Source organism: Pantoea sp. MBLJ3 (genome assembly GCF_000816655.1).
GTDB lineage: Bacteria > Pseudomonadota > Gammaproteobacteria > Enterobacterales > Enterobacteriaceae > Pantoea > Pantoea eucalypti.
On record NZ_JSUT01000003.1, the window covers coordinates 157,467 to 180,962 of the forward strand.

A 23,496-nucleotide genomic window follows, 5' to 3' on the forward strand; every position below is an offset into this window, starting at 1 on the left:
AGACTCAGTACTGTGATGGGATGGAATAAAAATGAATAAAATGTTAGCTAAGTTGGGCCTCACCAGCCTGGCACTGTTACCCTCACTCGCGATGGCTGCGCCTGCCGTTGCGGACAAGGCTGATAACGCATTTATGATGATTTGCACCGCGCTGGTGCTGTTTATGTCAATTCCAGGTATCGCGCTGTTTTACGGTGGTCTGATTCGCGGCAAAAACGTTCTGTCGATGCTGACCCAGGTCGCGGTGACCTTCTCGCTGGTTTGCGTATTGTGGGTGGTCTACGGCTACTCCCTGGCGTTCAGTGAAGGCAATGCTTTCTTTGGTGGCTTTGGCTGGGCCATGCTGAAAAACATTCAACTTACCGCCGTAATGGGCAGTTTCTATCAGTATATCCACGTCGCTTTCCAGGCCTCATTTGCCTGTATCACCGTGGGCCTGATTGTCGGTGCGATCGCTGAACGTATCCGCTTCTCTGCAGTACTGATTTTTGTCGGTGTCTGGCTGACGCTCTCCTATTTACCTATCGCGCACATGGTGTGGGCGGGCGGTTTCCTGGCTCAGGATGGTGCGCTGGACTTTGCTGGCGGTACAGTAGTGCATATTAACGCCGCAGTAGCAGGTCTGGTGGGCGCTTATCTGGTAGGCAAACGTGCTGGCTTTGGTAAAGAGGCCTTTAAGCCACACAACCTGCCAATGGTCTTCACCGGCACCGCGATTCTTTATGTTGGCTGGTTCGGCTTCAACGCCGGTTCTGCGTCTGCAGCAAATGAAATCGCGGCATTGGCCTTCCTGAACACCGTCGTCGCAACCGCGGGCGCAGTCCTGGCATGGACCTTTGGCGAGTGGGCGGTACGTGGTAAGCCTTCTCTGCTGGGTGCCTGTTCAGGCTTTATTGCCGGTCTGGTAGCGATTACCCCAGCCTGTGGTTACGTTGGCGTGGGCGGATCCTTGATCATCGGTCTGGTTGGCGGCCTGGCAGGATTGTGGGGTGTGACCACCCTGAAGAAATGGCTGCGTGTGGATGATCCCTGCGATGTGTTCGGCGTACACGGCGTCTGCGGAATTGTAGGCTGTATTCTGACTGGCGTGTTTGCTTCCTCTTCACTGGGCGGCGTGGGCTATGCACAGGGCGTTACCATGGGCCATCAGGTCTGGGTGCAGCTGTTCAGCGTCGGCCTGACTATCGTCTGGTCGGGTGTTGTCGCCTTTATCGGCTTCAAGCTGGCTGACCTGATTGTTGGTCTGCGTGTACCGGAAGAGCATGAGCGTGAAGGTCTGGATGTAAACAGCCACGGCGAGAACGCTTACAACCAGTAATGTGTCAGTACGGAAAAGATTAATCGGGGGCGAGAAATCGCCCCTTTTTTTATTCGCTGCGCTGACGCATCACGCCTTCCTGAACCGTCGACGCCACCAGCACACCTTGCTGATTGTAAAACTCACCCCGGACAAAACCGCGTGCGCCAGAAGCCGAGGTACTGACTACGCTGTAGAGCAGCCATTCAGTGAAGTCGAACGGGCGATGGAACCACATGGAATGGTCGATCGTGGCGACCTGCATGTCCGGTTCTAAAAAGCCTTTGCCGTGCGGCTGAAGCGCGACCGGCAGGAAATTGAGATCGGAAGCATAGCCGAGCAGGTACTGATGAATACGTAAGTCGTCAGGTAGTGGGCCAGTGGCACGGATCCAGACCTGGCGCTCAGGCTTAGCCACATGTCCCCGCAACGGGTTGTGAATCTGTACCGGACGGATCTCCAGCGGACGTTCAGCAATGAATTTCTCGCGTAGCTTTTCTGGCAGAAGATGTGCCATTTTCTGCGCCATCGCCTGTTCAGTTAACAGGTTTTCAGGCCCGACGACTTCAGGCATCGGATTTTGATGTTCAAATCCGCTTTCCGGCGACTGAAACGATGCGGTCATGTAAAAAATCGGCTGTCCATTCTGAATGGCACTTACCCGCCGGGCACTGAAACTTTTGCCATCACGCAGCGTTTCAACATCATAGATAATCGCTTTCTGGCTATCGCCGGGCCGCAAAAAGTAGCTGTGGAAAGAGTGGATAACGCGATCTGGCGGAACGGTTTGCTTAGCGGCATAAAGCGCCTGACCGACCACCTGACCGCCAAAAACCTGGCGCAGACCCAGATCTTCGCTCTGGCCGCGATATAGACCCTCTTCGAGTTTTTCCAGATTTAACAGATTCAGCAGATTTTGCAGTGCCTGACTCATGGCGCATTCCTCAATAAAGTGACCTGCTCAGTGTGAAAGATCGGACCAGTTAACGTCAATCAGACTTTCCGCTTTAGCTGAGCCAGGCAAAATTTCATTTTTGTGCCAACATTAAGGACATACGGCGAGTGAAACGCTGTAAGCAGGATTCGCTGCCGACAATCATTTTGATCAAATGGAGACGACATCAATGAAACTCAGGCATGTGTGTAGTGGTGTAATTATGGCGCTTGCTGTTGCGGGATGCGCCGATAAGAGTAAACCCGTTCCGACCCCCACTCTGGGTTCTGCGGTTGCAGGCCAGACCGCGGCAATTGCGCAGCCTAACGTAAGTGGCTCTGTATTTATCCGCCAGCGCATTGCGCTGCCGCCGGATGCGGTGTTAACGGTAACCCTGTCTGATGCCTCTGTATCCGACGCACCATCAAAAGTGCTGTCGCAACGCGTGGTGCGTACTGAAGGTAAACAGGCACCGTTCCAGTTCGTGCTGCCGTTTAACCCGGCCGACATCCAGCCTAATGCGCGCATTCTGTTAAGCGCAGCGATCTCAATCGACGGCAAGCTGGCTTTTGTCACTGAAGGCGTGAAGCCGGTGATCAACCAGGGTGGCACTAAAGCTGAACTGCTGCTGGTACCCGTGCCATCAATGGCGATGCCAACCCAGCCGGGGGCAGCGACCACCGTTCCTTCGACCTCACCGACTCAGGTGACGCCGTCTGCAGCTGTTCCTGCACCAACCCATATTTAATCACTTTTCGGGGCGACCTTGTCGCCCCTTTTACTGCCTGAAATCCCAGCGATACGTTCCGATATCAAGCTGTCCCTCATCACTTACCTCTATGCCTTCGGCTTCCAGTGCATCGCGCTGTCTGAACAGACGGTCGCCCTGCAGTGAAATTTTACCGTGACGATTGACGACGCGATGCCAGGGAAGGGCAGTACCTTCAGGTAACCGACTGAGCACGCCGCCGACCTGACGTGCCGCCCGCGGAGAACCTGCCAGCAGCGCCACATCGCCATAGGTAGTGACATGGCCATACGGAATAGCGGCAACAATTTGCCAGATGCGTTGCTGAAAGGTGTCAGGCTGATCCATGTGTTTATTTCATCTGCTTATTTCATCAGGAATAGGGTCTTAACTTTAGCATGGGGAGAAAGCAGTGAAAGCGTTATAGCGGCGGTTGTTCAAGAAAACAACGGTTGTCCCGACTACGCTTGCAATTGCACCCTCCTTCCCAGATAATACCCCCGCTCTCGTAAAGAGGGCTTGTCAATGGGGGCCCTGTTGGTTCTCCCGCAATGCTAGCTTGTGAACTCGGTCAGATCCGGAAGGAAGCAGCCGTAGCAGGTGACGCGTGTGCCGGGATGTAGCTGGCAGGGCCCCCACCACTTTCTCCCTCGCAATATCCCTTCACAGAAACTGCAGACAGGCAAAACCCGCCTGGCCGATTGGTTTGACGGCAGGCAGGAATATCCGGTACTAAAAAGTGTAAAGCTAAGTACTAATCAATAAAACTAGCGGACAAATTTCCAGACTGAACCCGGGACTTTATCGTAAAGCTTGTTCATCGTCAGTTCTGCCAGACGATGGTCAGCTGCCGAGTAAAATACCGCTAACTCATCTTCAGGTAATTCATACTTATTTTTTTCAATGACCCTTTCCAGGGTATCCAGTGAACGGCAACGCCGTAGTCGCATCAAATAATCAGTTTTAGTCAGGGTTTTGTTCATAAATAAACCGTTCTCATGTCTGTACTATAATGAATGGCTCGGTTGCTGGAGAAAAGCGCACTCTTCAGTGAACAGATTAAATAAGCGTTTAGCTGAACGTTGCCACCGTTGAAGATCCGGACTATTGACACCATAGTTGCTGAATAACATAAAGGTATCATCAAGATATTCATCGATTTGCGAAATCAGCGCTTCATCTTCAACGTGCTTAATTTTGTAATTCATGGTGAAAGAGGCGATGTGCTCAATCAAATCGTTAAGCTGCAGATTGCTTTCAGAAGTGGGATCATTTACCCAGCCATGATGGCTGTCGGTTAATGTTGCCATGCTGTCGTCAAACAGGCTTTCACATAGGTATTTAAGCTGGGCAATATCATGCCGTTTCGGTGAGTATTCGTCCATCTTTTTCCCCTCCATAGCTAGCACAGTTGCCGCAGGGCAGCGAGTCACGATAACGCCGCCGGGAAGCGATTATTCGGGCAGTTATTAAACGGGATATCTTAAAGATAGTGTAAAACCATTAGTTCTGCTCACCTCCATTACTAAATATTACAATTCATCGCTGGGGGAGGGTTGTGCATTGTCAATCGCATCAAACTCAAGTGCACCGGGCACAATGCGAAACTTCACCTGCTCCGATTGCGTTACTGTTTCATTTAAATCCTGACAAGGACTAAATAAATTCCAGTCAAAATCGTAAAGTAATTTAAAACTATCCAGATCCTGATATTCAACACAAATAATTTTTAAACTGCCAGGAACTAACTGCGCATTCTGCGAATACCAGCGTAAATCCCCTACCAGCAAATCTGTTATTTTGAGAATATTCCGCTGAACAATCTCCGCTAATTTTGTGCAGTCTGATTCGCCTACAGCAATATCACATTCAATTCGTGACAACATATCTGGTCCGCTTATAACCGTTAATAAACCTATCATTGGATTTCTGCAACCAGTTTGCAAGCCAGCAGAGCACAAAACCGTTAATTGTTAACCTGCGCCAGTGGTGTGAGCAGGCTGCATCGCATGTCTGCGACGGCCAGTGACACCTGGTGTTATTTATCTTTTGATACACATTCGCGCATAGGTGCAACAACAATATTCGATATATTATTGTTATGTTATAACATATTGGTGAAGTGATGCGTCAGAGTGGATTACTTATGTCATTAGGTGGGCGACTGGCTATCGCACTGCTGTTCATTGCGCTGCTTGCTGTGGCGATAAAATGGGGGATCAGCACATGATCCGGTTCAACGCACTTCGCGCGGGCTATCAGGGACAGGCTGTTACCCCCGCCATCAATGGTCAGCTCAGCGCTGGCTCGATGACAGCCCTGGTCGGCGCGAATGGTAGCGGCAAATCAACACTGTTAAAAACCATCGCGGGCTTGCTGCCACCAATAGCGGGGCGCTGCGAGCTGCAGGTTTCGCGGCGGGCTATTGGCTGGATGCCACAGCGTACTGAACTGGAGACGCGCTTTCCCCTGACGGTATTTGAACTGGTTTCAATTGGCTGCTGGCCTCGCTGCGGCTGGTTCGGCGGCATCAACCGGGAACTGCGTCGGGAAATCTGGCAGGCGCTGGAGGCGGTTCAGATGCGTGATTATGCAGATGCGCAGCCCGCGACCTTATCGGGCGGACAGCTTCAGCGCGTCTTGTTTGCGCGACTGTTGTTGCAGCGCAGCCAGCTCTGGCTACTGGATGAGCCTTTTAACGGCATTGATAGTCAGACGGTAACATTACTGATGTCGATACTGGAACAGCAACAGCAGGCTGGAACAACGCTGCTGGTGGTGCTGCACGACCGTCCACTGGTCGCTCGCTACTTCAGTAATGTGATGTCGATGGATGATACGGAGGTCAGTTGCACCTGGCTCCCTGATCCCCCTCTGCGGAGTTATGCGCCGTGACGTTGATACAGCCTTTTATTGAGTTTGGGTTTATGCGGCGCGCACTGGTTGCCTGCGTCGCGCTGGCTATCAGTGCCACGCCACTCGGCGTATTTCTTTCGCTGCGCCGTATGAGTCTGATTGGCGATGCGTTATCACATGCCGTGTTGCCGGGTGCGGCTATTGGCTATCTGATCTCCGGACTGTCACTGGTCGCGATGGGTATCGGCGGCCTGATCGCAGGTTTAGCCGTGGCGCTGCTCTCGGGCGCGGTGAGTCGATACACGCCCTTAAAAGAGGATGCCAGTTTTGCCGGGTTTTATCTCGGTTCGCTGGCGCTGGGCGTCACGCTGGTCTCACTGCGCGGCTCAAGCGTGGATCTGCTGCACGTGCTGTTTGGCTCGCTGCTGGCGGTGGACAACGCTGCACTGTTGCTGGTTGGCGGCATCGCCGCCTTTACGCTGATTATGCTGGCGATCATTTATCGTCCGCTGGTCATCGATGCCTTTGACAGTGACTTCCTGCGGGCGCAGGGAAAATGGAGTGCACCGCTGGTGCATGGTCTGTTTTTAATGCTGGTGGTGCTGAATCTGGTGGCGGGCTTTCAGGTGCTGGGCACGCTGATGTCGGTGGGATTAATGATGCTGCCCGCTGCCAGCGCCCGTTTCTGGAGTCGCCATCTTGCCGCGATGCTGGCTATCGCCATTTTCATGGCAATGCTTTCAGCCCTGGCTGGCCTGATGCTCTCCTGGCACTTTTCATTACCGGCCGGTCCCGCTGTGGTGCTGAGCGCCGCCATGCTGTTTTTTTTCTCCATTCTTGCAGGGCCATGCGGCGGGATTTTGCGCCGCCATTAATCTTAAGGGGTATCTATGAAAAAATTACCGGTTAGCCTGGCGCTCGCTGCGCTGTTTGCCACGCCATTTGCAATGGCAAAAACGGTGGATGTCGTGGCCAGTTTTACTGTGCTGGCAGATATCGTCAAACAGGTCGGCGGCGATCATGTCAACGTAAAAAGTCTGGTGGGACCGAATGGCGATCCCCATACGTTTGAACCGACGCCACAGGACAGCCAGGCGCTGGCGAAGGCCGATCTGGTGTTTGTCAGCGGACTGGGACTGGAAGGGTGGATGGATCGCCTGGTCAGCGCGTCGGGATATCGCGGGCAGCCCGTGGTCGCTTCAACGGGTGTGACTACCCGCAGCATGGAGGAGGAGGGCAAAACGGTGACCGATCCACACGCCTGGAACAGCATGCAGAACGGCGTTATCTACGCGACCAACGTGATGAATGCGCTGGTCAAAGCCGACCCTGAAGACGCGCCAGCAATCCGCAAGCGTGGGCAGAATTACATACAGCAACTGCAGGCGCTGGATAGCTGGGCAAAAACGGCCTTTAACGCTGTGCCTGCCGACAAGCGTAAAGTGCTGACCAGTCACGATGCGTTTGGTTACTTTGGACAGCGATATGGCGTAACGTTTCTGGCACCCGTCGGATTCTCTACTGAAGCAGAAGCGAGTGCCAGCAACGTGGGGAGCTTAATCAACCAGCTCAAACAGCAGCACATTAACCGCTATTTCATCGAGAATCAGACGGACCCGCGGTTAGTGAAACAGATAGCCAGCGCGACCGGTGCTGAGCCAGGTGGTGAGCTCTATCCGGAAGCGTTATCCACGGCTTCTGGCCCGGCGGCGACTTATCAGGCGGCCTTTAAACATAACGTGAATGCGATGCTGAAGAGTATGCAATAGGCATAAAAAAGGCCGGGCGAGCCCGGCCAGTCATCACGACACAAACTAGCGTTTCTTCTTCCTTCCCTGTACAGCCTTAAAGCGTGGATTTGTTTTACAGATGACGTAAACACGTCCTTTCCTGCGCACCACTTTGCAATCCCGATGGCGATTTTTGGCGGAGCGCAGAGAGCTTAATACCTTCATGAGTTACCTCTTCTTTGCGGCCAGGAAAGAACCGAAACGCTGGTTAAAGCGTGCGGTGCTGCCTTCTTTAGCAAAATCTTTCTGTTTGCCGGTGTAGAAAACATGCGAGGCGGATGACACGTCCAGAGTGACGTAGGGCAGTGTTTCGCCTTCGAACTCAACTGTGCGATCGGTTTTAATGGTGGATCCGATTTTGAACCACACATCCGCGGATGTGTCATGGAAGACCACGTGACGATAGTGAGGATGAATATTCGCTTTCATAATGCACGCCTATGTAATGTTATAATATAACATTATTATGCGCCGCACTTTTCAGCATTGCAACTGCCAGCGCGTTATTAAAAGCAGAGGATCTGCAAAGAGCAGGGACAGAATCGCAGGCATAAAAAAGGCCGCTTGCGCGGCCTCAGATGATTTACAGCTTAGTGAGTCTGGTTATGTTCAACCGGATGACTGTTCGCTGATTCTTCTTTTTTCTTGCCAAAGCGGCGGCGTACCACCACAAAGAACACCGGCACAAAGAAGATCGCCAGGATGGTCGCGGTAACCATACCACCGATTACGCCTGTACCTACCGCGTTCTGCGAACCGGAGCCAGCACCGGTACTGATCGCCAGCGGCAGCACCCCGAGAATAAACGCCAGTGACGTCATCAGGATAGGACGCAGACGCATACGACACGCTTCCAGCGCAGCTTCAATCAGCCCTTTGCCCTCTTTATCCATCAAATCTTTAGCAAATTCGACAATAAGGATGGCGTTCTTGGTCGACAGGCCGATGGTGGTCAGTAACCCGACAACAAAGTAGACGTCATTGCTTAAGCCACGCAGAGTGGTAAAGAGCAGTGCACCAATGACCCCGAGCGGGACAACCAGCATAACCGAGAAGGGAATCGACCAGCTCTCGTACAGTGCGGCGAGACACAGGAAGACCACAATCAGCGAGATAGCATAGAGCGCAGGGGCCTGATTACCGGATAAGCGTTCCTGATAGGACATGCCAGTCCAGTCATAGCCGATACCGGCAGGCAGTTTCGCCGCCAGCTCTTCCATCAGATCCATTGCCGCACCCGAACTTTTACCGGGAGCTGCCTGTCCCAGGATTTCCATCGCAGGCAGGCCGTTGTAACGCTCAAGGCGCGGTGAACCATACTGCCATTTCGCTGACGAGAAGGCAGAGAAGGGCACCATGGTTCCACTGCTGTTGCGCACGAACCATTTACCAATGTCGTCCGGCAACATGCGGGAGTCCGCTTTACCCATCACGTAAACTTTTTTCACACGACCGCGGTCAATGAAGTCGTTCACGTAAGAGCCACCCCAGGAAGCCGCCAGCGTAGTGTTGATATCACTGAGTGATACGCCCAGTGCCTGCGCTTTTTCCTGATCGATGGTCAGCTTGTACTGCGGTGTATCTTCCATACCGTTCGGGCGCACGCCAACCAGCGTATCAGGATGCTGTGCAATCATACCAAACAGCTGATTACGCGCTTCCGTCAGCTTATCGTGACCCAGGTTATTCTGATCGATGAGCTCAAAATCGAAGCCAGTCGCGTTACCCAGTTCAATGATAGCGGGCAGGTTGAACGGAATGACCATCGCATCTTTGATTGCGCCCAGCGCCTTCATGGCGCGGCCAGCAATCGCCGGAACTTTCATGTCTGCGCCGGTACGCTCATCCCACGGCTTGAGACTGACGAAGGCGATACCGGTATTCTGTCCACGACCAGCAAAGCCGAAGCCGTTAACGGTGAACACCGATTTAACCGTGTCTTTCTCCTGCGTCAGGAAGTAGTCCGTGACCTGATCCAGCACTTTCTGAGTACGCTCCTGCGTTGCGCCTGCAGGCAGCTGCGCCTGAGCCAGCAGCAGACCCTGATCCTCTTCCGGTAAGAATGAAGAGGGCAGTCGCATAAACAGAAACGCCATTCCGACCACGATGACCAGATAGATCAGCATGTAGCGACCCGTACTGCGAACCATGTGGCCGACACCATCCACATAGTGACTGGTGCTTTTGTCGAATATACGGTTGAACCAGCCGAAGAAACCGGTGGTTTTCCCGTGATCGCCTTTTTTGATCGGTTTCAGCATGGTGGCACAGAGTGCCGGCGTCAGAATAAAGGCGACCAGCACCGATAGCGCCATCGCCGAAACGATAGTAATGGAGAACTGGCGATAGATAACGCCGGTCGAGCCACCAAAGAACGCCATCGGAATAAATACAGCGGCCAGTACCAGCGCGATACCGACAAGTGCGCCCTGAATCTGCTCCATTGAACGCTTCGTTGCTTCTTTTGGCGGTAATCCTTCTTCCGCCATCACGCGCTCAACGTTCTCAACCACCACGATGGCGTCATCCACCAGCAAGCCGATGGCCAGCACCATCCCGAACATCGTCAGGGTGTTTATCGAATAACCAAATGCGTTGATAACGGCAAACGTACCCAGCAGTACCACGGGCACAGCGATAGTCGGAATGAGCGTGGCGCGGAAGTTCTGCAGAAACAGATACATCACCAGGAACACCAGCACAATCGCTTCGATCAGCGTTTTCACCACTTCGAAAATCGAGATCTTAACGAAAGGTGTGGTGTCATACGGATAGACCACTTTCAATCCGGCCGGGAAGGTCGGCTGTAATTTGGCCAGTTCTTCTTTCACCGCATTGGCGGTATCCAGCGCATTCGCACCGGTGGCCAGCTTGATACCGATACCGGACGCAGGCTTGCCATTATAACGGGCAACGATTTCGTAGTTTTCTGCACCGAGTTCAATCCTTGCCACATCACGCAGACGAACCTGAGAACCATCTTCGTTCACTTTGAGCAGGATTTTGCCGAACTCATCCGTTGAGGTCAGACGGGTTTGCGCAATGATTGAGGCGTTGAGCTGCTGTCCTGGCACCGGCGGCGTACCACCTAACTGACCGGCAGCGACCTGGGTGTTCTGAGTGTTCAGCGCACTGATCACATCAACCGGCGTCAGGTTGTAGTTGTTCAGCTTGTGCGGATCCATCCAGATACGCATCGCGTACTGCGCACCAAATACCTGGGTATCACCCACGCCTTTGGTACGGCTGATCGGATCTTTGATTGATGACGAAATAAAGTCAGAAATGTCATTCTGCGTCATGTTGTCATCGTCGCTGATGAAGCCCGCAACCATCAGGAAGCTACTGGACGATTTCTTAACCTGAATCCCCTGTTGCTGCACTTCCTGCGGCAGCAGCGGCGTCGCCAGCTGCAGTTTGTTCTGCACCTGAACCTGCGCGATATCTGCATCTGTACCCGACTCAAAGGAGATGGTCAGGGTCAGCGTACCGGATGAATCGCTGCTCGAGGACATATACATCAGTCCATCGATACCGTTCATGTTTTGTTCGATAACCTGGGTCACCGAGTCCTGCAGCGTTTTAGCATCCGCACCAGGGTAGGTGGCCTGAATCTCAATCGCCGGCGGGGCAACATTGGGATATTGCTCGATCGGAAGTTTGAGAATCGACAGCGCACCGACCAGCATGATGATGATGGCAAGCACCCACGCAAAGATGGGTCGATCGATAAAGAACTTAGCCATGAATCAACGGCTCCTGTTATGACGGTGACTTGTCAGACTGCGGCTTTGAATCGGGTGCCGCTTTCGCATCGTCTGAGACTTCTTGTGGGGTCACCTGTGCGCCCGGCTTGGCACGCTGCAGACCGGTGCTGATCACACGTTCACCCGCTTTAACACCGTCAGTGACTAACCATTTGTCGCCAATCGCCTGAGAGGTGGTGACCTGACGCGCTTCAACTTTGTTATCTGCACCCACGACCATGACCGTTGCCTGACCCGTTGGGGTACGGGTTACCGCCTGTTGCGGAACCAGCAATGCATCAGGATTGGTGCCTTCATCCAGACGCGCACGAACAAACATGCCCGGTAACAGGGTATGGTTCGGGTTCGGGACAATGGCGCGCAGGGTGATAGAACCGGTGGTTTCATCAACGGTGACGTCAGAGAACTCCAGCGTACCAGGCTGTGGATAGCTGCTGCCGTTCTGCATCAGCAGTGTCACGTTGGCTTTGCCCTCGCTCTGCTTCAGCTGACCCGACTCCAGTTCTGAACGTAAGCGCATAAAATCTTCGCTCGACTGGGTGACGTCGACATACATGGGATCAAGTTGCTGCACGGTGGCCAGTGCGGTGGTTTGTGCGCTTTGTACCAGCGCACCTTCCGTTACCGACGATTTACCGATGCGGCCACTGATAGGCGAGGTGACTTTGGTGTAAGCCAGATTAATGCGGGCCGTTTCGACATTGGCTTTTGCTACCTGAACTGCAGCCTCGTTTTGCGCGGCTGTAGCAACAGCGGTGTCATAATCCTGCTGACTGATATATTTGGTGCCGAGCAGAGGTTTATAACGTTTGACGGTCAGCTGAGCGATATGTGCGTTAGCCTGCGCCTGCGTTAAATCACCTTTGGCGCTGTCATAGGCTGCCTGATAGGTAGCCGGATCGATCTGATAGAGAGACTGACCTGCTTTAACGTCGCTTCCTTCAATAAAGTTACGCTTCAGAATAATACCGGACACCTGCGGACGGACTTCAGCCACACGGTATGCCGAGGTGCGGCCTGGTAATTCAGTTGAAATCTTAAGGGGTTCCGTTTTCAGTGTAACAACACCTACGGCTGGCGGTTGCTGGGCGGCTTGTTGGGATTTATTGTTGTCACATCCTGTTAACAAAAAGCTGCCTGATAGCATCAGGACGGCCGCCAGAGGCGATAATCCTCTGATTTTATTCATAAATAAACCTCTAGTGTCCGGTATCAATTGGTCAATGGATCACAAAATGAAAAACCCATTGCTGTGGCAAGGCGCAGGTCATGCTATGGTACATACATTCACAAATGTATGTAAACTTACCTGTTTGTAAAAAAAGCCCACTATGGCACGAAAAACCAAAGCGCAAGCACTTGAAACACGGCATCAAATTCTTGATGCCGCTATTGTTCTCTTTTCGCAGCAGGGCGTCTCAGCCACCTCACTGGCAGATATCGCCACCGCAGCCAGCGTTACGCGCGGGGCAATCTACTGGCATTTCAAAAACAAAGCCGATGTATTACACGAAATATGGCTTCGTTGTGATGCGGGTCTGGACGATGTGGAACTTGAGTATCAGACAAAATACCCTGGCGATCCACTCTCTGTGTTGCGCGCAATGCTGGTCTATATCTTTGAAGCGACTGCAAAGGATCCACAGCGACGCGCGTTGATGGAGATCATTTTCCATAAATGCGAGTTTGTGGGCGAAATGTCAGCACTGAAGAATATGCAACAAAGCTTACTGCTGGAATGCTACGATAAAATTGAAGATGTCCTGCGCCAGTGCATTGACGCCGGACAACTTCCGGGCACTCTCAGCACGCGTCAGGCTGCCCTGATTATGCGCGGTTACGTCAACGGTATGATGGAAAGCTGGCTGTTTTCGCCGGACAGTTTTGATTTAGCCGCAGACGCACCCGTTCTGACCAACGCCTTTATCGATATGCTGCGCCTCAGTCCGACGCTGACGGCTTCCTGTTAGGTCGGCTGGCTATCGCGCTTGTTCTCGAAATCGCGCTGCACCATAGCCAGCGCGGAGAGCACGGTCTCAACCGGCAATTGATGCTCTTCCAGTAGCTGAATCAGATCAACAGCCAGTTTGACGTCGTCAGGGGCGTTTTCCAGTGACATCTTGTCTCCTAAATACGTAATCGGGCCGCGACCAGCAGCATCAGTAACGCGCCGACAATCGCTATGCCCAGGGCGCCAGCATGCAGCGTTGCCAGCGAGCCCAGTTCAAAATAGGCGGCGATATAGCCGCCGATCAGTGCGCCGATCATCGACAGCGTCAGGGTCGCCATCAGGCCACCGGGCCGACCCGGTATCAGCAGACGCTTTAACAGGCCCAGCAGTAGCCCGCAAATTAGCCAGCTCAGTAAACCCATGGTTCGTCTCCAGGCAGAATTGCACTCAGTATAGAAGCGCTTTTCTCACGCTGCGCTTTATTCGCTGTGCTCACCGCCGCGCAGGGAAGCGCCCCATTCGACAGAGCGAATCGCCTGACGACAGCGCGCCAGTCTTCCCTCTAGTGTTTCCAGATCCTGCTTCAGCTGACGCTGGACCGCCAGCGTTTCGGCCAGTGCCAGCCGCTGTTCACGCTGATCGATCATCGCCAGTAAGCGCCGTTCAAATTCACGGTACTCCTGATATTTTGAGGCGCGTGGGTTCTTAACCGGCTGTTCACGTTGGGTACGCAGCTTTTGGGTACTCGCCTCGCGTTGCAGGGCAGCAATCTGATCCACCAGGTGTTCAGCCAGCCAGGCACTGCGCGCCAGATCGTTGACGCTGTCGCACAGTCGGGCGAAATTCTGTTCCACTTCCAGCAGGTAATCTGCCAGCCGCGTGCCTTTGGTGTGAAAAAGCTGCGAGTCAAAGCGTGGCATACGGCACTCACCATCCGGATGACGCGCAATCTCCTGACGCAGGTCGATCAGAAGCTGTTGCAGGCGCTGTTGCAAAGCGATCGCACTCATCGCGTGACGTCCGGTTGTGCTAACGTAGTCGGATGAGGAAAGAGCTGGGCGGGATTCATGCAACGCATTCTGTTATTAACCCTCGGCTGGCTGGCGATTGTGCTGGGGACGCTGGGCATTGTATTACCTTTATTACCTACCACGCCATTCATGCTGCTTGCGGCCTGGTGTTTTGCGCGGTCATCGCCACGCTTCCATCACTGGCTGCTGTGGAAATCGCCATTTGGCCGCTATCTGCGCCACTGGCAACAGCATCGCGCAATGCCGCCGGGCGCCAAAGTCCGTGCTATCTGCCTGATAGTCGCAACATTTAGTCTTTCGCTTTTCCTGGTGCATCAGCTCTGGGTACGCATCATGCTGCTGATCATGCTGGCGGCGCTGCTGCTGTTTATGTGGCGTATTCCGGTGGTGGCAGAAGCAGCGGACGCACCCAAGTCGCCGCGATAAAGTTGCATTTAGCCGGTCATTTGCTTAGATTTGGGCGTCTTCGTGCGTGGCTTCCCTTTGTGAATTGACTTCCGCTGAGCCTTTTACCAGGTATTAGCGCTTTTGAAGCTGCGCGAAACAGAATTTTTTACCAGGCGTATCATTATGACCGACACTGCGCAGCAGCTTGAATTCATTAAAAACAGCATTAAAAGTATTCCCGATTATCCTAAGCCAGGCATCCTGTTCCGCGATGTCACCAGCCTGCTGGAAGATCCCAAAGCCTATGCCGCGTCGATTGCGCTGCTGGTTGAGCGTTACCGTAATAAAGGCATCACTAAAGTGGTGGGTACGGAAGCGCGCGGTTTCCTGTTTGGTGCCCCGGTGGCATTAGGCCTCGGCGTCGGTTTTGTTCCGGTGCGTAAGCCCGGCAAACTGCCGCGTGAGGTTTACAGTGAAGCTTATGAGCTGGAATATGGCACCGATCAGCTGGAATTGCACAAAGATGCCATCCAGCCGGGCGATCTGGTGCTGGTGGTTGATGACCTGCTGGCGACCGGTGGGACCATTGAAGCGACCGTTAAACTGATCCGTCGTGCAGGCGGTGAAGTGAAAGACGCGGCTTTCATTATTAACCTGTTCGATCTGACCGGTGAATCGCGTCTCAATGCCCTGGGCGTTGAGAGTTACAGCCTGGTCAAATTCCCCGGCCACTAAGCCACTCTTTCGGCCTTGCCACCCGGCGAGGCCGTCACGCCTCTGGCGTCAAGATAACGAGTGCCAGCCAAAAGCGTAGCTGATAGACTACTGCAATCTTATACAGGGGTTGCAGAGCGTCTGCGCTCATCTTTCCATCCAACTTCGTCGAATCCACATGAGCTATCAGGTACTTGCGCGAAAATGGCGTCCCCAGGCTTTTGCTGATGTTGTCGGTCAGGAACATGTTCTGACGGCGCTGGCGAATGGATTGTCTCTGGGACGCATCCATCATGCTTATCTCTTCTCCGGCACCCGCGGCGTGGGGAAAACCACCATTGCGCGTCTGCTGGCCAAAGGCCTTAACTGCGAAACCGGTATCACCGCCACGCCCTGTGGTCAGTGTGATAACTGCCGTGAAATTGAGCAGGGCCGCTTTGTCGATCTGATCGAGATTGACGCCGCATCGCGTACCAAGGTTGAAGACACCCGCGATCTGCTCGACAACGTGCAGTACGCCCCGGCCCGTGGACGCTTCAAAGTCTATCTGATTGATGAAGTGCATATGCTGTCGCGTCACAGCTTCAATGCACTGTTAAAGACGCTGGAAGAGCCGCCTTCACACGTTAAGTTTCTGCTGGCGACTACCGATCCGCAGAAACTGCCGGTGACGATTCTTTCGCGTTGCCTGCAGTTCCATCTCAAAGCGCTGGATGTTGATCAAATCCGCCAGCAGCTCGAGCATGTGCTGAAGCAGGAACAGATTGAGAGCGAAACCCGGGCGCTTCAGCTGCTGGCGCGCGCCGCCGATGGCAGTATGCGCGATGCGCTGAGCCTCACCGATCAGGCGATTGCCATGGGGCAGGGCGCGGTGACCAGCAACACGGTCAGCGTCATGCTCGGCACGCTGGATGATGAACAGCCGCTTGGGCTACTGGAAGCGCTGGTGGACGGTGACGGTCAGCAGGTCATGACACTGCTGAGCCAGGCGGCTTCACGCGGTGTGGAATGGGAGGCGTTGCTGGTGGAGATGCTGCGCCTGCTGCACCAGATTGCAATGGTGCAACTGCTGCCGGCTTCGCTCAGCGATGATGACGAGAGCAACGCTCTGCGACTGCGCGAACTGGCTCGCGTGGTGCCACCCGCCGATCTGCAACTCTATTATCAGACGCTGTTGATGGGCCGCAAAGATCTGCCGATTGCGCCCGATCGCCGCATGGGCGTGGAGATGACGCTGCTGCGCGCACTGGCGTTCCACCCCAAAGCGGCGGTGGCAGAACCGATTGCCCGTCCCGCGCTAACCCAGCAGATGGCACCTGTCGCGCCGGCGCAGACGGCACCGGCACCTTCCGGGCCTTCACCTGTCGCACGACACGCGGCAGCACAGCCCGCCACATCGTCACCTGCTCAGACAGCGTCACCTGTGGCGCAGCAGCCTCAGCAGCCGATGCCTGCGCCGCAACACCACGTTGCCGCTCAGCCGCAGATGGCCGCGCCCGATGCAGCTCCGCAACCCGCGCCGCCGCCGGATGCGGCACCTGAAGCGCCACTTTCAAGCTCCACCAGCCAGCTCCTCCAGGCGCGCACGCAGTTGTTGCGTCAGGGAGCGAACAAACCAAAAAAGAGTGAGCCGGCGGCGCCAGGTGCGCGGCCGGCCAACTCGGCACTGGAGCGGCTGGCTTCGGTTACCGAGCGCAGTCAGCAGCGTATCCGCGATCGCGAGCCTGCCGCGCCGGTAAAAGAGGAAGCGTACCGCTGGAAAGCCGTTAATCAGCAGGTTGAAGTGGCAGAGCCGGTCGCGACGCCGAAGGCCTTGCGTTCTGCGCTGGAGCATGAGAAAACCCCTGAGCTGGCGGCGCGACTGGCGGAAGAAGCGCAACAGCGCGATCCCTGGGCCGCAGAGATTGCGACCCTGCCGCTGCCAAAACTGGTGCAGCAGCTGGCATTAAATGCCTGGAAAGAGACCACCGAAAACGGGGTCTGCCTGCATTTACGCAGCAGTCAGCGTCATCTGAATTCACCGTCGGCGCAGCAGGTGTTATGCGATGCACTGAGTGAGCGTGCCGGGCAGAAAGTTGAACTCTCGGTCGTTGAAGACGATAATTCATCGGTGTTGACGCCACTGGAGTGGCGTCAGGCCATTTACGAAGAGAAACTGGCGCAGGCGCGTCAGTCGATCACCTGTGATACCCACATCCAGACGCTGCAGCGATTTTTCGATGCTGATCTGGATGAGGAGAGTATCCGACCTGTTTGAACACGCTGCTGCTATCGTAACGATAGCGTTGTAGCCTTAGCTGAGAGAGAAAACTATGTTTGGTGGTAAAGGCGGATTGGGCAACCTGATGAAACAGGCCCAGCAGATGCAGGACAAAATGGCCAAGGTTCAGGAAGAGATCGCCGCGATTGAAGTGACCGGCGAATCGGGTGCTGGCCTGGTAAAAGTGACCATTAACGGCGCGCACAACTGCCGTCGCGTGGAAGTCGATCCCAGCCTGCTGGAAGATGACAAAGATATGCTGGAAGATCTGATCGCTGCGGCGTTCAACGATGCGGCACGTCGCATTGATGAAACCCAGAAAGAGAAGATGGCGTCTGTCTCTTCGGGTATGCAGCTGCCACCAGGCTTTAAGATGCCGTTCTGATGCAAACCAGTCCACTGCTTGAATCATTGATGGAGTCGCTGCGCTGTCTGCCCGGCGTTGGGCCGAAATCGGCACAGCGCATGGCTTTTCAGCTGCTGCAGCGCGATCGCAGCGGTGGTATGCGCCTGGCGCAGGCGCTGACCCGGGCGATGTCGGAGATTGGTCACTGTGCTGATTGCCGGACATTCACCGAGCAGGAAATTTGCACCATCTGCGCCAATCCACGGCGTCAGCAGAATGGTCAAATCTGCGTAGTGGAAAGCCCGGCAGATATTCACGCCATTGAGCAGACCGGCCAGTTTGGCGGCCGCTACTTTGTGCTGATGGGACATCTGTCGCCGCTCGACGGCATTGGTCCGGCAGATATCGGCCTGGATCGTCTGGAACAGCGACTGGAGAGTGAAACGCTGCAGGAAGTGATCCTCGCGACCAATCCGACGGTGGAAGGCGAGGCGACCGCAAACTACATTGCGGAACTCTGTGGTCAGTATGGCGTTGACGCCAGCCGTATCGCGCACGGTGTGCCGGTGGGCGGAGAGCTGGAGATGGTCGATGGCACCACGCTGTCCCACTCGCTGGCAGGTCGACAGAAGTTTAAATTTTAATCACTTGCCGGTGTTGTGAAAGACACCGGCTTGAAAACCCCCGCGTCATCCCCACATCAACCTCAACAACGTTTGTTCAACCTGTTTTGTTGAGGTAGCAATGACCATGAAAGGACAAGAGACCCGTGGCTTTCAGTCGGAAGTAAAACAACTTCTGCACCTGATGATCCATTCTCTCTATTCAAACAAAGAGATTTTCCTGCGTGAGCTGATTTCCAATGCCTCGGATGCGGCAGACAAACTGCGTTTCCGCGCGTTGTCAGATTCCAGCCTGTATGAAGGTGACGGCGAGCTGCGCGTTCGTCTCTCTGTTGATAAGGACAACCGTACCCTCACGCTCAGCGACAATGGTATCGGTATGCGTCGCGATGAGGTCATTGAGAACCTCGGCACAATCGCCAAATCGGGCACCAAATCCTTCCTGGAATCCCTCGGCTCCGATCAGGCTAAAGACAGCCAGCTGATCGGTCAGTTCGGTGTGGGCTTCTACTCTGCCTTTATCGTGGCAGATAAAGTCACCGTACGTACCCGCGCTGCGGGCGCATCTGCCGATGAAGGTGTGTTCTGGGAATCTGCGGGCGAGGGTGAATATACCCTGGCTGAGATCGAGAAAGCCGATCGTGGTACTGAGATCACGCTGCATCTGCGCGAAGGCGAAGATGAGTTCCTGGACGCATGGCGCGTTCGCAGCATCATCAGCAAATATTCCGATCACATCGCGCTGCCGGTTGAGATTGAGAGCAAAGATGAAGAGGGCGAGGGAACTCACTGGGAGAAAATCAACAAAGCCCAGGCGCTGTGGACCCGTAACAAAGCTGAGATCAGCGACGACGAGTACAACGAGTTCTACAAACATATCGCCCATGACTACAGCGATCCGGTCGCCTGGAGCCACAATCGGGTGGAAGGTAAGCAGGAGTACACCAGCCTGCTCTACATTCCGGCGCGTGCGCCATTTGATATGTGGAACCGCGATCAGAAACATGGCCTGAAACTCTACGTGCAGCGCGTCTTTATCATGGATGATGCTGAGCAGTTCATGCCGAACTACCTGCGCTTTGTGCGTGGTCTGATTGACTCCAGTGATCTGCCGCTCAACGTCTCCCGCGAGATCCTGCAGGATAGCCGCGTGACCCAGAGCCTGCGTGCTGCGCTGACGAAGCGTACTCTGCAGATGCTGGAAAGACTGGCGAAAGATGACAACGAGAAATACCAGACCTTCTGGAATGAATTCGGCCTGGTGCTGAAAGAGGGTCCGGCGGAAGATAACGCCAACCAGGAAACGATTGCGAAACTGCTGCGCTTCGCCACCACCCAGAGCGAAGGTTCAGCACAGACCATTTCACTGGAAGACTACGTCAGCCGCATGGTGGAAGGTCAGGAGAAGATTTACTACATCACTGCTGACAGCTATGCCGCTGCGAAGAGCAGCCCGCACCTGGAGCTGTTCCGCAAAAAAGGCATCGAGGTGCTGCTGCTCTCTGACCGCATCGACGAATGGATGATGAGCTACCTCACTGAGTTCGACGGTAAGACCTTCCAGTCGGTCAGCAAAGCGGATGAGTCGCTGAGCAAGCTGGCGGATGAAGAGACCGAAGAGCAGAAAGAAGCGGAAAAAGCGCTGGAGCCATTTGTTGAGCGTGTGAAAAATCTGCTGGGCGAACGCGTGAAAGAGGTGCGTCTGACCCATCGTCTGACCGACACGCCAGCGATTGTGACTACCGATGCCAACGAGATGACCACGCAGATGGCGAAGCTGTTTGCGGCGGCCGGACAGGAAGTGCCGGAAGTGAAGTACCTGTTTGAAATCAACCCGGATCATCCGCTGGTGAAACGTGTTGCGGATACGCAGGATGAAGCTCGCTTCGGTGAGTGGATTGAGCTGCTGCTGGATCAGGCGTTGCTGGCAGAGCGCGGTACGCTGGACGATCCAAACCAGTTTATCCGCCGCATGAACCAGCTGCTGACCGCATAACGGCAACAGGCCGGTGGTTTTCACCGGCTTTTTTTATGGCTGTGCGGCCTCCTGCAGCCAGTCACGAAACACACGGATCTCTGTATCCTGACGACGGCTCTGCTTCGTCATCATCCAGGTCGCACGCTCCACGGGAACAAAGCCCAGCGGGGCGATCAGCGTGCCATCTTCCAGCTCTTTGCGAACCAGCAAACGCGGTGCCATCAGAACACCCAGACCACTTCGTGCGGCCTGAATGCCCAGCGACAGCGTCTCAAAATGTTTACCGCTATTAAAGCGACCCCTGACTCCGGTCTGGACCGCCCACTCTGACCAGGCGTGCCGTCGGGTATCTGCATGGAGCAGAGGCAGTGCTACCAGATCCTCTCCGACCCGCAGTTGCGTGGCAAAATGCGGTGCGCAAAGCGGTCCAATCTCATCCTCGCTGACCAGCGTGGCGTCTAAATCGGGTTCAGGTGGATCGCCATGGCTGAGGATCAGTACATCCACATGTTCGCTGCGCAGTTGCGCGATCTCAGCGAGCGGCAGAAAGTGAACTTCAATCTCCGGATAGCGTTGGTAAAAGCTGGCGATTCGGGGGATCAGCCATTGTGACAAAAAGCTGGGAGCACAGGAGACGCGGATTTGCTGAAGCAGGCCGGTGCGAATAGTCTCGCAGCTGCTGCGTAACTCACTGAATGCCTGCTGACAGCTCAGAAGCAGCCGGTCGCCGTGTGCGGTCAGTTTCACGCGGCCATGACTACGGACAAACAGCGGCTTACCCATCCAGCTCTCCAGCTGGCGAATCTGATGGCTGATGGCGCTGTGGGTCACATGCAGATGTTCAGCCGCCACACTAAAGCTGCTGTGTAAGGCTGCCTGGTGAAAATAGTGCAGCGCTCTGAGTGGTGGCAGTCCGTTCATCCCTATCTCCTGTGCAGAAACCTAACAGGGATTGTTAATTTATATCATTTTAAAGTCCAGCCGCATTGACCTACTCTGTAAAGCAAATTCTGGCGGGTTGACTCAGCCTTATATCTGTGTTTTTTTCAGCGATATTCCGCCTCGCTTAACCTGCGCTCACGCCGCACACTCCATGAAGCGAGACAACCATGGCTCACAGCCCTTTATCCTCTGAAACGTCAGCAGAGGCGCGCCATCGGTTACGCCTGGCGCTCTCACGCTTTTACCGGCTGGAGCAATTCGATCTCTTCTTAGCGCCCTCACTGCATGTAGCGCAGGTCCTGCTTTCTCAGCTTTTTCTGCGTCAGGAGCAGGCACGTAATCAGCAGCGCTACGCCTCGCGTTATCCGATCACCGAACTTAGTAACCTGCCAGCGGTTCCGCTGATAGCAGGCAGCATTATGCTGGTTCCTCATATCGAATTGCCGAATGGCCGCGTGCGTCCCTTACAGGATTGCCAGAATCAGGGCGTGACTGAGGCGAGCGAGAGCTTCGCCAGCGTGCTGCATCAAAGACTGATCGATGAATCCCATCTGTTTGTTACCCGGCTGGATCGCCACGCTGAGATCTGCAGCGATCTGGTGCTCGTAGCGTTGCGGACCCATGACTTCAGTACGCTGGTGCGCAGCGAACTGCGGCTATTTGAACAGGGACTGACTCTTAACGCCACGTACGAGGCGCTGCGCCGCTTCGACGATCCGCTGTGGCGCCCCTACAATGCTGCCACCGTCGATGCGCTTTCCCTGTCATCCCCGCTGCCGCTGAACTCCTGTCATCAGCCTGGTTTGCCGTTCGCCAGCTTTAATGTTCCGGCCTCGCTGATCTCTGCGCTGTCAGATGCGGACGATGTGGTGAAATGGCCGCAGCTGGCGAGGCTGCAGCTGAATGCTAACGTGCGGGGCAGCGGCAAAAAAAGCGTGAATATGACGCATCATCTGAGTCGGCGACTGCAATTTCTGCTCAGCGCAGGTGGTAAATCTGAAAAAGCGTCAGTCAGGCCGGGCGGGTCGGGGTCAGGGCCAGAAAGCCGCTAAAGTCACCCTGCGCGATCCGCGCCCTTCCTTGTGATGAGCGGGTCATAATGGTATGTTCTTCCGCTTCTAAGATAGATCAATGCGATTCGCAAGGGGATTTACGCAATGCGTATTATTCTGCTCGGAGCTCCGGGCGCAGGTAAGGGGACTCAGGCCCAATTCATCATGGAGAAGTACGGTATTCCGCAAATCTCCACCGGCGACATGTTGCGTGCAGCAGTAAAAGCAGGCAGCGAGCTGGGCAACCAGGCGAAAGCCATTATGGATGCTGGCAAACTGGTGACCGATGAGCTGGTGATTGCGCTGGTCAAAGAGCGTATCACTCAGGAAGACTGCAAAAACGGTTTCCTGCTGGACGGTTTCCCGCGCACCATTCCTCAGGCAGATGCAATGAAAGAGGCCGGGATCAAGGTTGATCACGTGCTGGAGTTTGCCGTACCGGACGAACTGATCGTTGAACGCATCGTGGGCCGTCGTGTTCACACCCCATCTGGCCGCGTTTATCACGTCACCTTTAATCCACCGAAAGTGGAAGGCAAAGATGATCTGACCGGCGAAGAGCTGACCACGCGTAAAGACGATCAGGAAGAGACCGTGCGTAAGCGCCTGGTGGAATACCATCAGATGACCGCGCCACTGATTGCTTACTACAGCAAAGAAGCGGAAGCGGGCAACACCGCCTATCACAAAATCGACGGGACCCGTAAGGTGACCGAAGTGAGTGCTGAGCTGGCTAAGATCCTCGGCTAAGCTCAACGGGGCCGGTATTACTGGCCCCTTTTGCAGTAATCGATTTTACCTCCCACTAATTCCGCTACAA

27 protein-coding genes, 1 other RNA gene and 1 other annotated feature are annotated in these 23,496 nt (G+C 54.6%); of the genes, 15 read left to right on the forward strand and 13 right to left on the reverse strand.

The window, feature by feature from the left end; genetic code table 11:
- Window positions 1-31: 31 nt before the first annotated feature.
- Window positions 32-1,318: an ammonium transporter AmtB gene (gene amtB, locus NP77_RS03790; RefSeq protein ID WP_003850465.1), complete on the forward strand. Its 1,287-nt coding sequence runs from the start codon at window positions 32-34 to the stop codon at window positions 1,316-1,318.
- A gap of 49 nt (window positions 1,319-1,367) precedes the next feature.
- Here the strand turns inward: amtB and tesB are convergent, their stop codons facing one another.
- Complete coding sequence (gene tesB, locus NP77_RS03795; protein ID WP_003850463.1) at window positions 1,368-2,231, reverse strand: acyl-CoA thioesterase II; 864 nt, start codon at window positions 2,229-2,231, stop codon at window positions 1,368-1,370.
- Between the two features lie 190 nt (window positions 2,232-2,421).
- Here tesB and NP77_RS03800 point away from each other — a divergent pair, with 190 nt between their 5' ends.
- A complete protein-coding gene (locus tag NP77_RS03800; RefSeq protein WP_008924908.1) occupies window positions 2,422-2,979 on the forward strand; it encodes a YbaY family lipoprotein in 558 nt (185 codons plus the stop codon).
- 30 nt (window positions 2,980-3,009) lie between these two features.
- Here the strand turns inward: NP77_RS03800 and NP77_RS03805 are convergent, their stop codons facing one another.
- On the reverse strand, window positions 3,010-3,327 hold the full coding sequence (locus tag NP77_RS03805; RefSeq protein ID WP_039659087.1) for an MGMT family protein: 318 nt from the start codon (window positions 3,325-3,327) through the stop codon (window positions 3,010-3,012).
- Between the two features lie 187 nt (window positions 3,328-3,514).
- Here NP77_RS03805 and ffs point away from each other — a divergent pair.
- Window positions 3,515-3,611, forward strand: an RNA gene (gene ffs / locus NP77_RS22750) — signal recognition particle sRNA small type.
- Window positions 3,612-3,746: 135 nt separating this feature from the next.
- Here ffs and NP77_RS03810 read toward each other — a convergent pair.
- The 3 genes from NP77_RS03810 to NP77_RS03820 all read right to left on the reverse strand — a co-directional run bounded on the left by NP77_RS03810 (window position 3,747) and on the right by NP77_RS03820 (window position 4,865).
- Complete coding sequence (locus tag NP77_RS03810; protein ID WP_003850458.1) at window positions 3,747-3,962, reverse strand: HHA domain-containing protein; 216 nt, start codon at window positions 3,960-3,962, stop codon at window positions 3,747-3,749.
- Window positions 3,963-3,986: 24 nt separating this feature from the next.
- A complete protein-coding gene (gene tomB, locus NP77_RS03815; protein WP_003850455.1) occupies window positions 3,987-4,364 on the reverse strand; it encodes an Hha toxicity modulator TomB in 378 nt (125 codons plus the stop codon).
- A 147-nt stretch (window positions 4,365-4,511) separates the two neighbouring features.
- Window positions 4,512-4,865 carry a hypothetical protein gene (locus NP77_RS03820; protein WP_003850454.1) on the reverse strand — a complete coding sequence of 118 codons (354 nt, stop codon included), beginning with the start codon at window positions 4,863-4,865 and terminating at the stop codon, window positions 4,512-4,514.
- A 340-nt stretch (window positions 4,866-5,205) separates the two neighbouring features.
- On the opposite strand from NP77_RS03820, the gene NP77_RS03825 reads away from it, so the two are divergent.
- From NP77_RS03825 to NP77_RS03835, 3 genes are read left to right on the forward strand one after another with little or no spacing between them, the layout of a single operon-like run.
- Window positions 5,206-5,874, forward strand: a complete 669-nt coding sequence (locus NP77_RS03825; RefSeq protein ID WP_039659286.1) for a metal ABC transporter ATP-binding protein — start codon at window positions 5,206-5,208, stop codon at window positions 5,872-5,874.
- Window positions 5,871-6,710, forward strand: a complete 840-nt coding sequence (locus NP77_RS03830; protein WP_003850449.1) for a metal ABC transporter permease — start codon at window positions 5,871-5,873, stop codon at window positions 6,708-6,710. The genes NP77_RS03825 and NP77_RS03830 overlap by 4 nt, the downstream gene beginning before the upstream one ends.
- 15 nt (window positions 6,711-6,725) lie before the next feature.
- Complete coding sequence (locus NP77_RS03835; RefSeq protein WP_039659090.1) at window positions 6,726-7,604, forward strand: metal ABC transporter substrate-binding protein; 879 nt, start codon at window positions 6,726-6,728, stop codon at window positions 7,602-7,604.
- 45 nt (window positions 7,605-7,649) lie between these two features.
- Here the strand turns inward: NP77_RS03835 and ykgO are convergent, their stop codons facing one another.
- From ykgO to NP77_RS03850, 4 genes are all read right to left on the reverse strand, one after another.
- Window positions 7,650-7,790 (reverse strand): type B 50S ribosomal protein L36, encoded by a 141-nt coding sequence (ykgO, locus tag NP77_RS22755; RefSeq protein ID WP_003850445.1) that lies wholly within the window; start codon window positions 7,788-7,790, stop codon window positions 7,650-7,652.
- Window positions 7,791-7,793: 3 nt separating this feature from the next.
- Window positions 7,794-8,054 carry a type B 50S ribosomal protein L31 gene (locus tag NP77_RS03840; protein WP_008924911.1) on the reverse strand — a complete coding sequence of 87 codons (261 nt, stop codon included), beginning with the start codon at window positions 8,052-8,054 and terminating at the stop codon, window positions 7,794-7,796.
- Between the two features lie 161 nt (window positions 8,055-8,215).
- Window positions 8,216-11,371, reverse strand: coding sequence for a multidrug efflux RND transporter permease subunit AcrB (locus NP77_RS03845; RefSeq protein WP_003850443.1), 3,156 nt, complete (start codon window positions 11,369-11,371; stop codon window positions 8,216-8,218).
- 16 nt (window positions 11,372-11,387) lie between these two features.
- Window positions 11,388-12,581, reverse strand: coding sequence for an efflux RND transporter periplasmic adaptor subunit (locus tag NP77_RS03850; RefSeq protein ID WP_003850440.1), 1,194 nt, complete (start codon window positions 12,579-12,581; stop codon window positions 11,388-11,390).
- A 142-nt stretch (window positions 12,582-12,723) separates the two neighbouring features.
- Here NP77_RS03850 and acrR point away from each other — a divergent pair, with 142 nt between their 5' ends.
- Entirely contained in the window at window positions 12,724-13,362 is a 639-nt protein-coding gene (gene acrR, locus NP77_RS03855; RefSeq protein ID WP_003850439.1) for a multidrug efflux transporter transcriptional repressor AcrR, read from the forward strand.
- On the opposite strand, the gene rsmS is transcribed toward acrR, so the two are convergent.
- From rsmS to priC, 3 genes are read right to left on the reverse strand one after another with little or no spacing between them, the layout of a single operon-like run.
- Window positions 13,359-13,511, reverse strand: a complete 153-nt coding sequence (rsmS, locus tag NP77_RS22760; protein WP_003850436.1) for a pleiotropic regulatory protein RsmS — start codon at window positions 13,509-13,511, stop codon at window positions 13,359-13,361. The two genes, acrR and rsmS, sit on opposite strands and share 4 nt — an antisense overlap.
- An 8-nt stretch (window positions 13,512-13,519) precedes the next feature.
- A complete protein-coding gene (locus NP77_RS03860) occupies window positions 13,520-13,765 on the reverse strand; it encodes a membrane protein (RefSeq protein ID WP_008924913.1) in 246 nt (81 codons plus the stop codon).
- Window positions 13,766-13,822: 57 nt separating this feature from the next.
- Window positions 13,823-14,353, reverse strand: coding sequence for a primosomal replication protein PriC (gene priC / locus NP77_RS03865; protein ID WP_003850432.1), 531 nt, complete (start codon window positions 14,351-14,353; stop codon window positions 13,823-13,825).
- Window positions 14,354-14,410: 57 nt separating this feature from the next.
- On the opposite strand from priC, the gene NP77_RS03870 reads away from it, so the two are divergent.
- The 6 genes from NP77_RS03870 (at window position 14,411) to htpG (ending at window position 20,700) form a co-directional block, all read left to right on the forward strand.
- Entirely contained in the window at window positions 14,411-14,800 is a 390-nt protein-coding gene (locus tag NP77_RS03870; RefSeq protein WP_003850431.1) for a DUF454 family protein, read from the forward strand.
- A 144-nt stretch (window positions 14,801-14,944) separates the two neighbouring features.
- Window positions 14,945-15,496, forward strand: a complete 552-nt coding sequence (apt, locus tag NP77_RS03875; protein WP_008924915.1) for an adenine phosphoribosyltransferase — start codon at window positions 14,945-14,947, stop codon at window positions 15,494-15,496.
- Between the two features lie 157 nt (window positions 15,497-15,653).
- Window positions 15,654-17,732, forward strand: coding sequence for a DNA polymerase III subunit gamma/tau (gene dnaX, locus NP77_RS03880; RefSeq protein ID WP_039659093.1), 2,079 nt, complete (start codon window positions 15,654-15,656; stop codon window positions 17,730-17,732).
- Window positions 17,074-17,135: a sequence feature (DnaX frameshifting element), on the forward strand. It overlaps the preceding gene by 62 nt.
- Before the next feature lie 55 nt (window positions 17,733-17,787).
- A complete protein-coding gene (locus NP77_RS03885; RefSeq protein WP_003850423.1) occupies window positions 17,788-18,120 on the forward strand; it encodes a YbaB/EbfC family nucleoid-associated protein in 333 nt (110 codons plus the stop codon).
- Entirely contained in the window at window positions 18,120-18,725 is a 606-nt protein-coding gene (gene recR, locus NP77_RS03890; RefSeq protein WP_003850420.1) for a recombination mediator RecR, read from the forward strand. Before NP77_RS03885 ends, recR begins: the two co-directional genes overlap by 1 nt.
- Before the next feature lie 100 nt (window positions 18,726-18,825).
- Entirely contained in the window at window positions 18,826-20,700 is a 1,875-nt protein-coding gene (gene htpG, locus NP77_RS03895) for a molecular chaperone HtpG (RefSeq protein WP_008924917.1), read from the forward strand.
- Window positions 20,701-20,733: 33 nt separating this feature from the next.
- Here htpG and NP77_RS03900 read toward each other — a convergent pair whose 3' ends face one another.
- Window positions 20,734-21,603 carry a LysR substrate-binding domain-containing protein gene (locus NP77_RS03900; RefSeq protein ID WP_003850416.1) on the reverse strand — a complete coding sequence of 290 codons (870 nt, stop codon included), beginning with the start codon at window positions 21,601-21,603 and terminating at the stop codon, window positions 20,734-20,736.
- 188 nt (window positions 21,604-21,791) lie between these two features.
- Here NP77_RS03900 and NP77_RS03905 point away from each other — a divergent pair, with 188 nt between their 5' ends.
- Both NP77_RS03905 and adk read left to right on the forward strand, forming a co-directional pair.
- On the forward strand, window positions 21,792-22,676 hold the full coding sequence (locus tag NP77_RS03905; RefSeq protein ID WP_039659095.1) for a DUF6024 family protein: 885 nt from the start codon (window positions 21,792-21,794) through the stop codon (window positions 22,674-22,676).
- 105 nt (window positions 22,677-22,781) lie between these two features.
- Window positions 22,782-23,426, forward strand: a complete 645-nt coding sequence (adk, locus tag NP77_RS03910) for an adenylate kinase (protein WP_003850412.1) — start codon at window positions 22,782-22,784, stop codon at window positions 23,424-23,426.
- Window positions 23,427-23,496: the final 70 nt, after the last annotated feature.